This is a genomic window from Enterobacter sp. MGH 4 (assembly GCF_000534735.1).
Classification (GTDB): Bacteria; Pseudomonadota; Gammaproteobacteria; order Enterobacterales; family Enterobacteriaceae; genus Enterobacter; species Enterobacter intestinihominis.
On record NZ_KI973289.1, the window covers coordinates 683613 to 698267 of the forward strand.

General features: G+C 52.2%; 15 protein-coding genes and 1 pseudogene. 9 read left to right on the forward strand and 7 right to left on the reverse strand.

All coding sequences use genetic code 11. The annotated features are described in order from the left end of the window. Positions 1-15 precede the first annotated feature (15 nt). Together prc and htpX are read left to right on the forward strand one after the other, a co-directional pair. Positions 16-2064, forward strand: coding sequence for a carboxy terminal-processing peptidase (gene prc / locus L350_RS18985; RefSeq protein WP_003859896.1), 2049 nt, complete (start codon positions 16-18; stop codon positions 2062-2064). A 193-nt stretch (positions 2065-2257) separates the two neighbouring features. After that, a complete protein-coding gene (htpX, locus tag L350_RS18980; RefSeq protein ID WP_003859899.1) occupies positions 2258-3139 on the forward strand; it encodes a protease HtpX in 882 nt (293 codons plus the stop codon). Between the two features lie 52 nt (positions 3140-3191). Here the strand turns inward: htpX and L350_RS18975 are convergent, their stop codons facing one another. Further along, positions 3192-4565 carry an MFS transporter gene (locus tag L350_RS18975; RefSeq protein WP_022648456.1) on the reverse strand — a complete coding sequence of 458 codons (1374 nt, stop codon included), beginning with the start codon at positions 4563-4565 and terminating at the stop codon, positions 3192-3194. Positions 4566-4743: 178 nt separating this feature from the next. On the opposite strand from L350_RS18975, the gene kdgR reads away from it, so the two are divergent. After that, complete coding sequence (kdgR, locus tag L350_RS18970; protein ID WP_022648455.1) at positions 4744-5535, forward strand: DNA-binding transcriptional regulator KdgR; 792 nt, start codon at positions 4744-4746, stop codon at positions 5533-5535. A 63-nt stretch (positions 5536-5598) separates the two neighbouring features. On the opposite strand, the gene L350_RS18965 is transcribed toward kdgR, so the two are convergent. Then, positions 5599-5838 carry a YobH family protein gene (locus tag L350_RS18965; RefSeq protein ID WP_032624062.1) on the reverse strand — a complete coding sequence of 80 codons (240 nt, stop codon included), beginning with the start codon at positions 5836-5838 and terminating at the stop codon, positions 5599-5601. A gap of 160 nt (positions 5839-5998) precedes the next feature. On the opposite strand from L350_RS18965, the gene mgrB reads away from it, so the two are divergent. From mgrB to rlmA, 6 genes and pseudogenes are all read left to right on the forward strand, one after another. Further along, the gene (mgrB, locus tag L350_RS18960; protein WP_003859906.1) at positions 5999-6142 is read left to right on the forward strand and encodes a PhoP/PhoQ regulatory lipoprotein MgrB; all 144 of its coding nucleotides are present in this window, start codon (positions 5999-6001) and stop codon (positions 6140-6142) included. A 74-nt stretch (positions 6143-6216) separates the two neighbouring features. After that, positions 6217-6504 (forward strand): YebO family protein, encoded by a 288-nt coding sequence (locus L350_RS18955; protein WP_023300358.1) that lies wholly within the window; start codon positions 6217-6219, stop codon positions 6502-6504. A 669-nt stretch (positions 6505-7173) separates the two neighbouring features. Beyond that, positions 7174-7318, forward strand: a pseudogene (locus tag L350_RS0122120) (DUF2627 domain-containing protein). 12 nt (positions 7319-7330) lie between these two features. Further along, positions 7331-7540 carry a transcription antiterminator/RNA stability regulator CspE gene (gene cspE, locus L350_RS18950; protein WP_001062678.1) on the forward strand — a complete coding sequence of 70 codons (210 nt, stop codon included), beginning with the start codon at positions 7331-7333 and terminating at the stop codon, positions 7538-7540. Positions 7541-7756: 216 nt separating this feature from the next. Beyond that, complete coding sequence (gene ftsI, locus L350_RS18945; protein WP_023300357.1) at positions 7757-9502, forward strand: peptidoglycan glycosyltransferase FtsI; 1746 nt, start codon at positions 7757-7759, stop codon at positions 9500-9502. 39 nt (positions 9503-9541) lie between these two features. After that, a complete protein-coding gene (rlmA, locus tag L350_RS18940; protein ID WP_032624063.1) occupies positions 9542-10357 on the forward strand; it encodes a 23S rRNA (guanine(745)-N(1))-methyltransferase in 816 nt (271 codons plus the stop codon). Here the strand turns inward: rlmA and mntP are convergent. The 5 genes from mntP to manX form a co-directional block, all read right to left on the reverse strand. Then, complete coding sequence (gene mntP / locus L350_RS18935) at positions 10354-10920, reverse strand: manganese efflux pump MntP (RefSeq protein WP_032622454.1); 567 nt, start codon at positions 10918-10920, stop codon at positions 10354-10356. The genes rlmA and mntP overlap by 4 nt on opposite strands. Positions 10921-11320: 400 nt before the next feature. Then, positions 11321-11779, reverse strand: coding sequence for a DUF986 family protein (locus L350_RS18930; RefSeq protein WP_022648449.1), 459 nt, complete (start codon positions 11777-11779; stop codon positions 11321-11323). Positions 11780-11833: 54 nt separating this feature from the next. After that, a complete protein-coding gene (locus L350_RS18925; RefSeq protein ID WP_006810994.1) occupies positions 11834-12685 on the reverse strand; it encodes a PTS mannose transporter subunit IID in 852 nt (283 codons plus the stop codon). Between the two features lie 12 nt (positions 12686-12697). Beyond that, entirely contained in the window at positions 12698-13498 is an 801-nt protein-coding gene (gene manY, locus L350_RS18920; protein ID WP_022648448.1) for a PTS mannose transporter subunit IIC, read from the reverse strand. 47 nt (positions 13499-13545) lie between these two features. After that, positions 13546-14508: a PTS mannose transporter subunit IIAB gene (gene manX / locus L350_RS18915; protein WP_022651434.1), complete on the reverse strand. Its 963-nt coding sequence runs from the start codon at positions 14506-14508 to the stop codon at positions 13546-13548. Positions 14509-14655: the final 147 nt, after the last annotated feature.

Genomic DNA, 14655 nt, shown 5'->3' on the forward strand with positions numbered 1-14655 from the left:
GAGGCCGAGCCTGGCATGAACACTTTTTTTAAGCTCACCGCGCTGGCTGGCCTGTTTGCTATAACAGGCCACGCTTTCGCTGTGGACGATATTACGCGTGTTGATCAAATTCCGGTTCTTAAGGAAGAAACTCAGCACGCGACGGTGAGTGAGCGCGTGACGTCGCGCTTTACTCGTTCGCACTATCGTCAGTTCGATCTCGATCAGGCCTTTTCGGCCAAAATCTTTGACCGTTATCTGAACTTGCTGGATTACAGCCATAACGTACTGCTGGCCAGCGATGTCGAACAGTTCGCTAAACGCAAATCCGAAGTGGGTGATGAGCTGCGCTCCGGAAAACTCGATCTGTTCTACGATCTGTACAACTTATCGCAAAAGCGCCGTTTTGAGCGTTATCAATACGCGCTGAAAGTGCTGGAACGTCCTATGGACTTCACCGGCAACGACACCTTTAATCTGGACCGCAGCAAAGCGCCATGGCCGAAAGACGAGGCTGAACTGAATGCGCTGTGGGATGGAAAAGTCAAATATGACGAACTGAGCCTCAAGCTCACAGGCAAAGACGAGAAAGAGATCCGTGAGACGTTAAACCGTCGCTACAAGTTTGCTATTCGCCGTCTGGCGCAGACCAACAGTGAAGATGTTTTCTCGCTGGCGATGACCGCGTTTGCGCACGAAATTGATCCGCACACTAATTATCTCTCTCCACGTAACACCGAACAGTTCAATACCGAAATGAGCCTGTCTCTGGAAGGTATCGGTGCTGTGCTTCAGATGGACGATGACTACACCGTAATCAACTCCATGGTGGCCGGTGGCCCTGCATCGAAAAGCAAAGCGATCAGCGTAGGCGACCGTATTGTCGGTGTAGGTCAAACCGGAAAGAGCATGGTGGACGTGATTGGCTGGCGACTTGATGACGTAGTTGCGTTGATCAAAGGGCCGAAGGGCAGCAAAGTTCGCCTGGAGATCCTGCCAGCCGGTAAGGGGACCAAAACCCGTATCGTTACTCTGACCCGTGAGCGTATCCGTCTGGAAGATCGCGCGGTGAAAATGTCGGTGAAAACCGTGGGTAAAGAGAAGGTTGGCGTTCTGGATATCCCTGGTTTCTACGTCGGCCTGACCGATGATGTGAAAGTGCAGCTTCAGAAGCTTGAAAAGCAGAATGTCAGCAGCGTGATCATTGACCTGCGCAGCAACGGCGGCGGGGCATTGACCGAGGCCGTCTCGCTTTCCGGGCTGTTTATCCCGTCTGGCCCGGTGGTACAGGTGCGCGATAACAACGGTAAAGTGCGTGAAGATGCGGATACCGATGGTGTGGTCTACTATAAGGGGCCGCTGGTGGTGCTTGTCGATCGCTTCAGCGCCTCTGCATCTGAAATCTTCGCTGCTGCCATGCAGGATTACGGCCGGGCGTTAATCGTCGGCGAACCGACGTTTGGCAAGGGCACCGTTCAGCAGTACCGCTCTCTGAACCGTATTTACGACCAGATGCTGCGCCCTGAATGGCCGGCGCTGGGCTCAGTACAGTACACCATTCAGAAGTTCTACCGCGTCAACGGCGGCAGTACGCAGCGCAAAGGCGTGACGCCGGATATTATGATGCCGACAGGTACCGAAGAGACGGAAACGGGCGAGAAGTTTGAAGATAACGCGCTGCCGTGGGATAGCATTGATGCCGCGACATTCGTGAAATCGGGTGATATGAAACAGTTCGGACCGGAACTGCTGAAAAATCACAACGATCGCATCGGGAAGGATCCGGAATTCCAGTACATCATGAAGGACATCGCGCGTTTCAACGCTCTGAAAGCGAAACGGAACATTGTCTCTCTGAACTACGCCCAGCGTGAGAAAGAGAACAATGAAGATGACGCGACACGTCTGGCGCGTATCAACGATCGCTTCAAACGTGAAGGCAAGCCTCTGCTCAAAAAACTGGACGATCTGCCTAAGGATTACCAGGAGCCCGATCCGTATCTGGACGAGACGGTGCATATCGCGCTTGATCTCGCGAAGCTGGAAAAAGAGAAACCTGCCGTACAACCTGCTCCGACAAAATAATCCCCCAACAGGCACAAGAAATTGTGCCTGTTTCTTTTTGTTCCTCATCCTTCCGTCAGGCAGATTTCCAATTGTGTAAAGTTGTGTCTTTCTGGTGACTTACGCCGTCTGGATGCTTGAAAATAGCCGCAATACCCATACGATGTGGGTAATCGCATAGTGCGTTTTGTTAAACTGAGGTTAAAAGAATATTATGATGCGAATCGCGCTCTTCCTGCTCACCAACCTGGCGGTGATGGTGGTATTCGGGCTGGTGCTAAGCCTGACGGGAATTCAGTCGAGCAGCGTTCAGGGTCTGTTGATTATGGCGCTGCTGTTTGGTTTCGGCGGCTCTTTCATTTCACTGCTGATGTCGAAGTGGATGGCACTGAAATCCGTGGGCGGTGAAGTTATTGAGCAGCCGCGTAACGATATGGAACAGTGGTTGATGAGCACGGTTGCTCAGCAGTCAAAGCAGGCGGGCATAGCCATGCCGCAGGTGGCGATCTACCACGCGCCGGATATCAACGCGTTTGCTACCGGTGCGCGTCGTGACGCGTCCCTGGTGGCCGTCAGTACCGGTCTGCTGCAAAACATGAGCCGTGACGAAGCGGAAGCGGTTATTGCTCACGAGATCAGCCACATCGCTAACGGCGATATGGTCACCATGACCTTGATCCAGGGCGTGGTGAACACCTTCGTTATCTTTATTTCCCGTATTCTGGCGCAGATTGCTGCCGGATTTATGGGTGGCAACCGTGATGAGGGTGAAGAGAGCAACGGTAACCCGCTGATCTATTTTGCTGTTTCAATGGTGCTGGAGCTGGTGTTCGGTATCTTGGCAAGCATCATTACCATGTGGTTCTCCCGTCATCGTGAGTTCCACGCGGATGCCGGTTCTGCGAAACTGGTGGGTCGTGAGAAGATGATTGCTGCGCTGCAACGTCTGAAAACCAGCTACGAGCCGCAGGAAGCAAACAGCATGATGGCCTTCTGTATCAATGGTAAATCAAAGTCGCTGAGCGAGCTGTTTATGTCACACCCGCCGCTGGATAAACGTATTGAAGCGCTGCGAAGCGGCGAATACCTGAAGTAATACCCGCCGGATGAAAAAAAACCGGGCAGGAGACAATCTCCGCCCGGTTTTTTTATGCCTGCGCCTTTGGCTGGGTCACACGAAGGCCGCTAATGATAGCCGCGAGGGTCGCCAGTGTCCCTGCGGTAATCAGCGCAACGTGTGTCGCATTTTGCCCGGCAAGGTTAAACATCAACGCCACCATTGCGGCCCCGGTGCTTTGCCCTAACAGTCTTGCCGTACCCAGCATCCCGCTGGCACCACCGCTGCGATGACGTGGGGCAGAGGTGATAATTGTGTGGTTGTTAGGTGACTGGAACAGACCAAAACCTGCCCCGCACAGGATCATGCGCCAGATAATATCCAGATCCCCCGGCGAGGAGGGCAGGAGCGACAGCGCAAACAGTCCTGCTGCCATGACGATCAGCCCGATAGCCCCCAGCAGTCCGGCATGAACGCGCTCAATAAGGTACCCGGCCAGCGGGGCCATCACCATGGTTGCCAAAGGCCAGGGTGTGAGCAGCAAGCCTGTTTCCACTTCCGAACGGCCAAGCACGCTCTGCAAAAAGAATGGCAGCGCAACCAGCGCCAGCATCTGGGCGCAGAACGAGCAAATGGAGGTACAAATTGATAGCGAAAACAGCGGAATACGCAGCAAATCGACCGGCAGTAACGGCACGGGCAGCGCCAGCTGGCGTCGTACAAAGAAAAAGCCGATGATAAGCAGGGCAACGATTTCTGCGGCAATGAGCGACAAAGACTGTCCCTGCGCAAATCCGCTCAGCGCAGTAATCAGCAGGCCAAAGGTCAGCGCGTTCATCACAGCGCTGGGCAGGTCAAAACGTGGCATGGTGTTTTTCGGACCATTTTCCGGAAGATAGCGCAGGGCGAAGAAGATCGCCACAATGCCCAGCGGCACGTTAATGGCAAACAGCCACTGCCACGAGGCAACGGACAGAATGGCGGCGGCAATCGTCGGCCCGGCGGCGGACGACACGGCCACAATAAAGGAGTTAATGCCCATGCCGCGCCCCAGATGGCGATGAGGATAGATAAGCCGTATCAGGGCCGTGTTCACGCTCATTAGCGCCGCACCGCCAAAACCCTGTGCGATACGCGCAAGCGTAAGGGTGTGCAGTGAATCGGAAAGGGCACAGAAGAGCGAGGTGAGAGTAAAGACCACCAGCCCGCACTGATAAACCCGGCGATAACCAAACATATCGCCCAGGAAAGAGAGTGACAAAAGGGAAATCACAATCGCTATCTGGTACGCGTTCACAATCCAGATGGAGCTTGCCGGAGAAGCATTAAGGTCTTTGGCAATGGTAGGAAGAGCCACATTGGCAATCGCACCGTCAAGGACAGCCATCGAAATGCCGATGACAATAGTGGCAATTGCCCCGTACCGCTGTGGTAAGGGCAGGCCATCAGAAACGTTTTTTTGCATGGGAAAAGAATGACTCAGTGTGAAATTATTTTCAGAGTAACTATTTTAGCATCGTTATTTCGGTTTTATGTCGCAGATTTGTAACGAAGTAAACCCAGATAGATTGCAGCGCGCATCACACGAATTTATAATAAAAACCGGTTCTGATTTTTATAAAACACTCTCCATGAGGTGATAAATGGCAATCGCAGATTTGGATAAGCAGCCAGATTCTGTTTCTTCCGTGCTGAAGGTGTTTGGCATCTTGCAGGCGCTCGGAGAAGAGCGTGAAATTGGTATTACAGAGTTGTCGCAGCGTGTGATGATGTCGAAAAGCACCGTTTATCGCTTTTTGCAGACGATGAAATCATTGGGTTATGTCGCGCAGGAAGGAGAATCAGAAAAATATTCTCTGACCCTGAAATTGTTTGAATTGGGCGCCCGCGCCTTGCAGAACGTGGATCTGATCCGCAGCGCTGACATTCAGATGCGTGAACTTTCACGGTTGACGAAAGAGACCATTCACCTCGGCGCACTGGATGAAGACAGCATCGTTTACATCCACAAAATTGACTCCATGTACAACCTGCGCATGTATTCACGCATCGGTCGTCGTAACCCGCTGTACAGTACCGCAATTGGTAAAGTCCTGCTGGCCTGGCGCGATCGTGAAGAGGTTAAGCAAATCCTTGACGGTGTGGAATACAAACGCAGCACCGATCGCACGATTACCAGTACGGATGAACTGCTGAGCGTGCTGGATAAAGTGCGTGAGCAGGGTTATGGGGAAGATAACGAAGAGCAGGAAGAAGGGTTGCGCTGCATCGGTGTGCCGGTGTTTGACCGCTTCGGCGTTGTCATTGCTGGACTGAGCATCTCTTTCCCAACGCTGCGTTTCTCCGAAGAGCGTCTTCATGAGTATGTGGCAATTCTGCATACCGCAGCGCGCAAAATTTCAGAGCAGATGGGCTATAACGAATACCCGTTCTGATCAATGCCTCCAATAAAAACGCCGCACTCTTGCGGCGTTTTTGTAAGCGAAATTTAGCTCTGATTAGCCGTTATCAACCACAACAGATGATTTACGCAGCACAGGACAGTTGGTTAACCCGATGATCCCGCTGTCGGAATGGATGTACTGAGCCGTGCTTACCCCCTGGGCGGTGAGATATTTACACTGAATACCCAAACCCGCGGCATTCTCTTTGCTTCCCATTAATATGCCATACCCACTTAACAGCAGGCCGATCCACACAAGTGCCAGTACAATTATCGTACGAACGAGTAAACGCATCGATGCCTCTTTTTTCTTTGTTGTCATGGAGTAAGCGTAACGGGTTTACGCAGTGAAACAAGTGCACGATTCCGAAAAGCGTCTGTTGAAGGTACAGTTAGCCCCTGTTTAAGATAGCCGTGATAACCTGGCTACATCAGGTCATAAGACGGAGTGTGGAGTGAAAAAAATACGCTGGGTAATTCTGATTATAGTGCTGATAGCATGCGTGGTGCTGTGGACGCAGACTATCAATGTGATGTGCGATCAGGATGTACAGTTCTTTAGCGGCATTTGTTCAATCAATAAGTTTATCCCCTGGTAGTGGCTATTTTTGCACTGAGCGATGTCCTTACGTGGCTGCAGTGGTAAAATGACTGTTTTTACTGAGGTGGTGAAATGGGTGAGTTAATGAATTCGGGGCTGCTGAGCATTGCATCCTTGGTAATGTCTTTAGTGGTGCTGGTTGTTGGACTGGTGCTGTGGTTCTTCGTTAATCGCGCCAGCTCCCGCACAAACGAGCAGATTGAGCTGCTGGAAGCATTGCTCGATCAGCAGAAACGGCAGACTGCGTTGCTGCGTCGTCTGTGCGAAGCCAACGAGCCGGAGGAGAAAGCGGTGCCGAAGGAAGCTGATGCTCAAAAACAAGACGAGGAAGAGTTCATTCGCCTGGTGGCCGAACGATAGTCTGCCCGGAACGGGGAGGTGGCCTGACGTACGGCGTAAATCTCCTCCCTTATCAAATGTGACCCATAACATCCCAACATATAATTAAGCAGCAGTTAACTACTGTTTCAGTATACTGAAAACTGGCGAATATTTATCCTTATACAAGTCGTACCGTTTCGTTGAATAAATTGTGAGCTTTAACTTTCCTGAAGTGTTTTATTTTTATCGAAACGTTTTGCTTGCCTTGTTTTGAGGCAGAGTCATAAAAATTTCATTATTTTGGTGCAGAATAACGCTTATTAAATGGTGGATTTTAATACAGTTAGCAAAATGTATTTAACATCGTTTATTCACTGTCTCACTCTGGTGCATTGCGATGTTTTCAGCATAACTTTTCACAAAATGTTCTAACTCAGTCATTCCTTTAAAGAAATTCAGGGATTGGGATGGACGCTTTGAAATGATTGAGCTATGTTTAAAAAGTCTTTGATTACAGGGCGCGTCAGCGCACCCTGTGGGCGGTGAGGTCAGGTGGCGCTTCATTTGACAATTCGCATAACTGTGCAGATTGTTATGGAGTAACGCCTGAATTTGTGCGGCGGATCGAGACACGTTTAAAAATGGCTTGCCATATTAAACGTTGTGTGTGATAACACGTTTTGGGTCAAACGAGGTACAGTTCTGTTTATGTGTGGCATTTTCAGTAAAGAAGTCCTGAGTAAACACGTTGTCGTTGAATACCGCTTCTCTGCCGAACCTTATATTAGTGCCTCAAGCAGTAATGTCTCAGTTTTATCTATGTTAAAGCCTGCGGGCTAAGAAAACACTCTAAGGAATTTTGCAAATGGCAAAGATTAAAGGTCAAGTTAAGTGGTTCAACGAGTCTAAAGGTTTTGGTTTCATTACTCCTGCTGACGGCAGCAAAGACGTGTTCGTACACTTCTCTGCAATCCAGGGTAACGGCTTCAAAACTCTGGCTGAAGGCCAGAACGTTGAGTTCGAAATTCAGGACGGCCAGAAAGGCCCAGCTGCGGTTAACGTAACTGCTATCTGATCGAATCACTGCTGACTGAAGCGCTTAGCGCTTCGATCTCAGACATAAGCCTCGCCGATGCGGGGCTTTTTTATTCACTTATTTTTCAAAATGTTACGTATTCCTCCTCTGTTATTATCTTGTTGCAAACCCGCGAGATTATTAGCATTGTTTTCCCGCCTTATTATCCCTTTTTCCCGTTAAATCAGGGCGTTGATTAACAGCCCTGGGGTTAAAGTGAAAAAAAAGACAATAACGGCCAACGGAAACTTTACACCGGCACGTTTTGCACTTCTGTGTCTCGCCATCTTTTGTAGCCTTGCTTTTCTGTTAGGCCGCGTGGCATGGCTACAAATTATCAAACCGGATAATCTGGTGAAGCAGGAGGATATGCGTTCTCTGCGCGAAGTGGCGATAGACGCCCCGCGTGGGATGATTGTTGACCGTGAAGGGCGTCCCCTTGCGGTAAGCGTACCTGTCCAGGCCGTCTGGGCCGATCCCAAAACTGTGCTTGATAAAGGGGGGATCGGCTTTGATTCGCGCTGGCAGGCCCTGGCAAATGCTTTACACCTTTCTCTGAGCACGCTCGCATCGCGAATAAACAGCAATCCGCACGGGCGATTCATTTATCTAGCTCGTCAGGTTGATCCCTCCCAGGCAAAGTGGATTGATAAGCTGCGTCTTCCCGGTATCAACCTACGCGATGAGTCCCGTCGCTTTTATCCTGCCGGACACGTGGCGGCAAACCTGATTGGCTTCACTAATATTGATGGTCAGGGTATTGAGGGCGTCGAGAAAAGCTTTAACACGCAGCTCACCGGGAAGGCAGGCGTGCGGCTGGTCAGGAAAGATCGATACGGGCATGTGGTTGAGAACCTCACGGAGGTGGCGCCCGTACCGGCACATAATATCCAGCTTAGTATCGATGAACGCCTGCAAACTATCACCGAAGACGCGCTGGATAATGCCGTGGCGTGGAATAAAGCCGAGTCAGGCGCGTCGGTGCTGATTAATATCCAGACGGGCGAAATTCTGGCGATGGCGAGCTTCCCTGACTTCAACCCCAACAATCGGGAAGGGGCAACGCTGGATGACTTTCGTAATCGCGCGATCAGCGACACCTTTGAACCGGGTTCGACCGTTAAGCCTCTGGTGCTGATGACGGCGCTACAGCAGGGGCTGGTGCAGCCTGACAGCGTGATAGACACGCATCCCTACACCATTGATGGTCATCGTATTCGCGATGTGGGTTACTACCCCGAGCTGACCATGACCGGGATCCTGCAAAAATCCAGCGACACGGGCGTATCCCGTCTTTCTCTCGCGATGCCCGTGCAACGGTTACTTGATACCTATAAAAACTTTGGTTTTGGCGAGAGTACCGGGCTTGGCTTAACGGGAGAAAGCTCAGGTTTACTGCCGCAGCGAAAATTCTGGAGTCAGTTAGACAGGGCGACCTTTGCCTTTGGGTATGGCCTGATGGTTACTCCCCTCCAGCTGGCGCATGTGTATGCCACCATCGGTAGCTATGGCATTGAACGGCCTCTGTCCATCACCCGTATCGATCCCCCCGTGATTGGCAAACGGGTGATGCCCGGGGAGATTGTTCACGAGGTGGAACACATGATGGAGAGCGTCGCGTTACCCGGCGGTGGCGGGATCAAAGCGGCGGTGCGTAACTATCGTGTGGCGATTAAAACCGGGACGGCCAAAAAAATCGATGAACACGGTAAGTATGTGGATAAATACGTCGCCTACACAGCAGGCGTTGCGCCCGCCAGCGATCCCCGTTTTGCACTGGTGGTGGTGATCAACGATCCGAAAAACGGAGCCTACTACGGCGGGGCCGTTTCCGCGCCCGTGTTCAGTGAAATTATGGGTAACGTCTTGCGCCTGGAAAACGTGAAGCCAGACGGGCTGCCGGCAGATTCTGACCATCTGATCGTGATGCGTCACCCAGCCGTTTATAACCCTGGCGAATAGCGGTACACTTCGCCTTTTGGTTTACGCCCTGGAGCTGTCATGTCTTTCAGTTGTCCCCTTTGCCACGCGCCGCTGACGCGCGCGGAGAAAACGTTTATCTGTCCACAGGGACATCAGTTTGACCGGGCGAAAGAGGGCTATGTAAATCTTCTGCCGGTACAGCACAAGCGCTCCCGGGACCCGGGTGACAGCGCGGAGATGATGCAGGCGCGCCGGGCGTTTCTCGATGCCGGGCACTATCAACCGCTCAGGGATGCCGTTGTCGCCTTACTCCGTCAATATCTGACAGAAGGCGCATCCGCCATGCTGGATATCGGCTGCGGCGAAGGTTACTACACCGCCACGTTTGCTGACGTGGCGGCTGAGAAGGGCGCCGAAACTTACGGGCTGGACGTGTCGAAAGTGGCTATCCGTGCGGCAGCAAAACGCTACTCAGCGGTAACGTTCTGCGTGGCCTCCAGCCACCGCCTGCCGTTTGAGGAAGCGAGTATGGACGCCGTGGTGCGTATCTATGCGCCGTGCAAGGCAGAGGAGCTGGCGCGCGTCGTTAAGCCCGGCGGCTGGGTTATCACCGTCACGCCAGGGCCGCGTCATCTGCTGGAGCTAAAAGGGCTGATCTATGATGAAGTTCACCTGCATGCGCCGCACTCTGAACAGCTGGCGGGCTTTGCGTTAAAGCAGGCGCAGTCGGTCGCGTATGAGATGACGTTGCAGGGAAGTGAAGCGGTGGCGTTACTGCAAATGACGCCGTTTGCGTGGCGGGCAAAACCAGAGGTGTGGGAAACGCTGGCAGCACAGACAGAATTTCGCTGCCAGACGGATTTCAGCATCCATTGCTGGCAGCGCGAAGATTAACCCGCGAAGTGTGCCCAGAGTATTTGGGCACCAATCCCGATCAACACGATACCGCCCAGAATTTCGGCGCGTTTGCCTAACAGCGGGCCAATGAACCGCCCCACCATCATCCCCAGCGTTGACATAATCAGCGTGGCGCAGCCAATCGCCAGCGCGGTGGCGATAATATTGACCTGCAAAAACGCCAGACCGACACCGACGGCCATTGCGTCCAGGCTGGTTGCGATAGCGGTTGTCACCAGAAGCCAGAAGCCATGGCGTTGCAGCGGCGCATCATCTTCATCGCTGTTGCCACGAAAACCTTCAATTACCATGCGTCCGCCGAGGAACACCAGCAGCACGAAGGCGATCCAGTGGTTCCACTCCAGCACAAACTGGCTGGCGAGCATCCCCAGACCCCAGCCAATAAGCGGCGTCAGCGTTTCGATTGCGCCAAAGATGAGACCGGTGCGCAGGGCTTCGGAAAATTTAGGTTTATGGAGGGTGGCACCTTTACCGATAGAGGCGGCAAATGCGTCCATGGACATGCCAAAAGCCAGAAGGATCGTAGCGGAGATATTCATAAGTGCGTCCAGACCGGGGATATCCATATGACACATCACTGCCCCCAGTAAACAGCAGTTGATGTATCTATGGTCTCGCCTGATCGCTTTTGGCACAGTAAGTGTGCTGAATACGATCCGTACGCGCCACGTTTTGCAACGAGTATGTTGACACGTACATTTCCCGCAGGCAGGAAATCGGCTACTCCCCAACGACGGGCGCAACCTTAACATATTTTGAGAATATAAAACAACAACGAAGATGGCTTTATAAAGCCACTATGTTGATAACGATTTTCATTTAGGTTTATGCGTAAAAGTATCGTTAATAAATATAAGTTAATTCGCAGGGGAGATATAGCATCGGCTATATTTCTGGTATGAGAATAATACAATACATAGCCGATGCTATAAAATTAATTCATTGAGTTTTAAGGAGTAATTTGTAGATTTTTTCCAGGTCGTCAATATTTTTGACCCGAATGAGCAGGCGGCGTTGTTCTAATTGCATCACCAGAACTCCGTCTTCGGATAAATTCATCTCTTTAATGCGGTTATATTCTATCCAGACATTAGCGAAGAAGAATCCGTGTTTTTTAAAAATGAGTTTTGGCGAGCGGATCCAGAACAGGTAAATCGCCATTAATGCCAGCGCACATAATAACCATGTGGTTAATATTGCGCCGTGGCTGGTCACATTATTGTAAATCAGGATGACTACCAGACCGGCGAAGATAAACGCATCAATGCGCCCACGGCGTAAGAGGGGAAGGGTCAGCAGCGTCTCGCCGTGGCGGCGAGGCATAATGAACTCGTCATAGATCGCGTAAGCCAGAAGGGCAACAATAAATAAAACCAGTACGGTGTCCGTGACAGTCATTCATCCTCCAGATAAAAAGACCGGGGGCAAGCCCCCGGTCGGTAACGCATTTTATTACAGACCCAGCAGGCCGACGGCGTAGCCCGCGATACCGATGACGAAGAAGCCAACGATGATCCACAGCGGGTTCACTTTCTTACGCAGCAGCCACATACAGGCGAAGGTTAACAGCAGCGGTACCAGGCCAGGCATCAGCTGGTCCAGAATGGTCTGCACGGTGGTGACGCGCGTCTGACCATCCTGACCGGTGATCGTCGATACCACCAGCGGGATGTTCACGTGCGTCCACTTGTTAACCAAAGCCCCCATTACAAACAGGCCGAGGATTGACGCCCCCTCAGTCAGTTTTTGCAGGAAGCCGCCGCCCATATCCTTAACGATATCCACCCCTTTACGGTAACCGTATGCCACGCCGTAGTAGCGGGTCAGCAGACGCACCGCGTTGAACAGGATAAAGAACAGCAGGGGACCAAGCAGACTGCCGCTCATGGCGATCCCGGCGCCCAGTGCCGCAAAGACCGGACGCACGGTACCCCAGAAGATCGGGTCGCCCACGCCTGCCAGCGGCCCCATCAGACCGACTTTAATACCGTTGATAGCACCATCGTCGATCTCAGCCCCGTTTGCACGCTGCTCTTCCATCGCCAGCGTTACGCCCAGAACAGGCGCCGCTACGTAAGGGTGAGTGTTGAAGAATTCCAGGTGACGCTTAATTGCCTGACGGCGTGCTTCGTTGTTTTCCGGATACAGGCGTTTGATTGCCGGCACCATGGAGAAGCAGAAGCCGAGCGCCTGCATACGTTCGAAGTTCCATGAACCCTGAAACAGGTTAGAACGGATGAACACGCCACGAATATCACCCGGAGTGAGTTTTTTCTCAGTGGTAGTTTTTGTCATATCAACCATTTCGCTCACCTGTTAGTCCAGTTCGTTATCGAGATCGTTGTTACCAGCAGCCTGCGCAGGGGCACCCGCGACACGGTTGTATTTCGGGCTGAGCTGGATATAAAGAATCGCCATCACCGCACCAATCACACCCAGCGCAACCAGGTTGAAGTTGGTGAATGCAGCGGTAACGAAGCCAAGGTAGAAGAACGGCATCAGATAGCCTGCGCGCATCATGTTGATGACCATCGCGTAACCTACGACCACAATCATACCGCCCGCGATATTCAGACCGCCGGTGACCACTTCTGGTATGGCGTTCAGCATACTTTGAACTTCACTGGTCCCAACGGAAATCGCCACGATAACGGCCGGAATAGCGATACGCATCGCCTGCAGGAACAGGGACGAGACGTGGATCCAGGAGAGCGCTGTCAGGTTGCCGTTATCGGCCGCCTTATCCGCCGCGTGCTGGAAGGCAACGGTGATGGTACGAACAATGATGGTCAGCACCTGGCCTGCCGCGGCCAGTGGAATGGCCAGCGCGATACCAGCACCGATACTCTGATGACCGGCGATGACCAGAACGGTCGAAATAATGGACGCCAGCGCGGCATCTGGCGCAACTGCCGCACCGATGTTCATCCAGCCGAGGGCGATCATTTCAAGGGTACCACCGATGATGATACCGGTTTTCATGTCACCGAGAACGGCGCCAATCAACGTACAGGCCACCAGAGGGCGGTGGAACTGAAATTCATCAAGTACGGACTCCATACCCGCAATACACGCGACGATGAACACCAGCACAATCTGAAGAGTAGTAATCTCCATTGCACTTCTCCTATTACATAAGCTCTATATGAAAAACCGGCCCGGGCTTATTTCCCCACTTTGCCGATCAAATCCATCATTTTCAGTTTCTGATCCGTGGAAACCTTACGGGCTTCCAGCTCGATACCGCGTGCATTCAGCTTGTTGAAGGCCTCGATATCTTTCGCATCCACTGAAATCGCGTTGTTGACCTGCGTTTTGCCCTGACGGAAAGCCATACCGCCAATGTTAACGGAGGTGATTTTCACGCCGCCTTCAACAATGCGTTCAACGTCTGTCGGGTTGGTGAACAGAAGCATCACGCGTTCGCCCGCATATTTCGGGTTGTTGTAAACGCGGATCATTTTGGCGACATCCACGACGTGCGCGGTGACGCCCGGCGGTGCAACCTGGGTAAGAAGGGTTTTACGGACAGTGTCGGCGGCCACTTCGTCACTGACCACGATGATGCGTTGTACGTTGGTCTCTTTGGTCCAGCGCGTCGCCACCTGGCCGTGGATCAGACGGTCATCAATACGCGCAAGGCCGATAACCATGTAATCGTTCGGACCCATTGGCTTCGCCGGTGCCGCGGCTTTTGGTGCAGCAGGGGCAGGGGCAGGTTTTTCAACCGGCTGTGCTTTCAGCGCCTTCACGCCTTCGCGACCGGTTTCCACCGCCAGCGCCACCAGCTCGTCAAAGCCTGGGTTGTCGTCACGCGCCATGAAGGTTTCCACCAACATTGGGATATTTACCCCGGCGACGACTTCATAATGCTCTTTATCGACGACAATGCGGCTGGCAGCGTTGAACGGGCTGCCGCCCCATGTATCCACGAGAAACAGCACGCCTTTGCTGGTATCCAGCTTCTCAAGCTGAGCAGTGTACTTTTCAATCAGCGTCTCGGCGTTTTCACCGGGAACGAAATCGATCCAGCCGACGTTTTCCTGCTCGCCCAACAGCATTTCTGCCGTTTTGAGTAACTGCTCCGCAGCCCAACCATGTGTGCCTATGACAATAGCAATGGTCACTTGCTACCTCCTATTATTATCATTTATACGTCTGCCAGGCAGGCGTACTGAGAATCGTATTGGCGAACCGAATCGATTCAGATAAGGGTTAGAGTTCTAAAAAACCAAGACTTCCGCGAATTATTTTAGATAGTGAAAAAATAATTT

What these genes read in the sequence shown, in the direction of transcription:
- rlmA (WP_032624063.1), top strand. Translation starts at nt 9,542, where the DNA reads ATGTCTTTCAGTTGTCCCCTTTGCCACGCGCCGCTGACGCGCGCGGAG.
- L350_RS18930 (WP_022648449.1), bottom strand. Translation starts at nt 11,779, where the DNA reads ATGACTGTCACGGACACCGTACTGGTTTTATTTATTGTTGCCCTTCTG.
- manY (WP_022648448.1), bottom strand. Translation starts at nt 13,498, where the DNA reads ATGGAGATTACTACTCTTCAGATTGTGCTGGTGTTCATCGTCGCGTGT.
- L350_RS18955 (WP_023300358.1), top strand. Translation starts at nt 6,217, where the DNA reads ATGGGTGAGTTAATGAATTCGGGGCTGCTGAGCATTGCATCCTTGGTA.
- prc (WP_003859896.1), top strand. Translation starts at nt 16, where the DNA reads ATGAACACTTTTTTTAAGCTCACCGCGCTGGCTGGCCTGTTTGCTATA.
- cspE (WP_001062678.1), top strand. Translation starts at nt 7,331, where the DNA reads ATGGCAAAGATTAAAGGTCAAGTTAAGTGGTTCAACGAGTCTAAAGGT.
- mntP (WP_032622454.1), bottom strand. Translation starts at nt 10,920, where the DNA reads ATGAATATCTCCGCTACGATCCTTCTGGCTTTTGGCATGTCCATGGAC.
- L350_RS18925 (WP_006810994.1), bottom strand. Translation starts at nt 12,685, where the DNA reads ATGGTTGATATGACAAAAACTACCACTGAGAAAAAACTCACTCCGGGT.
- L350_RS18965 (WP_032624062.1), bottom strand. Translation starts at nt 5,838, where the DNA reads ATGCGTTTACTCGTTCGTACGATAATTGTACTGGCACTTGTGTGGATC.
- kdgR (WP_022648455.1), top strand. Translation starts at nt 4,744, where the DNA reads ATGGCAATCGCAGATTTGGATAAGCAGCCAGATTCTGTTTCTTCCGTG.
- htpX (WP_003859899.1), top strand. Translation starts at nt 2,258, where the DNA reads ATGATGCGAATCGCGCTCTTCCTGCTCACCAACCTGGCGGTGATGGTG.
- L350_RS18975 (WP_022648456.1), bottom strand. Translation starts at nt 4,565, where the DNA reads ATGCAAAAAAACGTTTCTGATGGCCTGCCCTTACCACAGCGGTACGGG.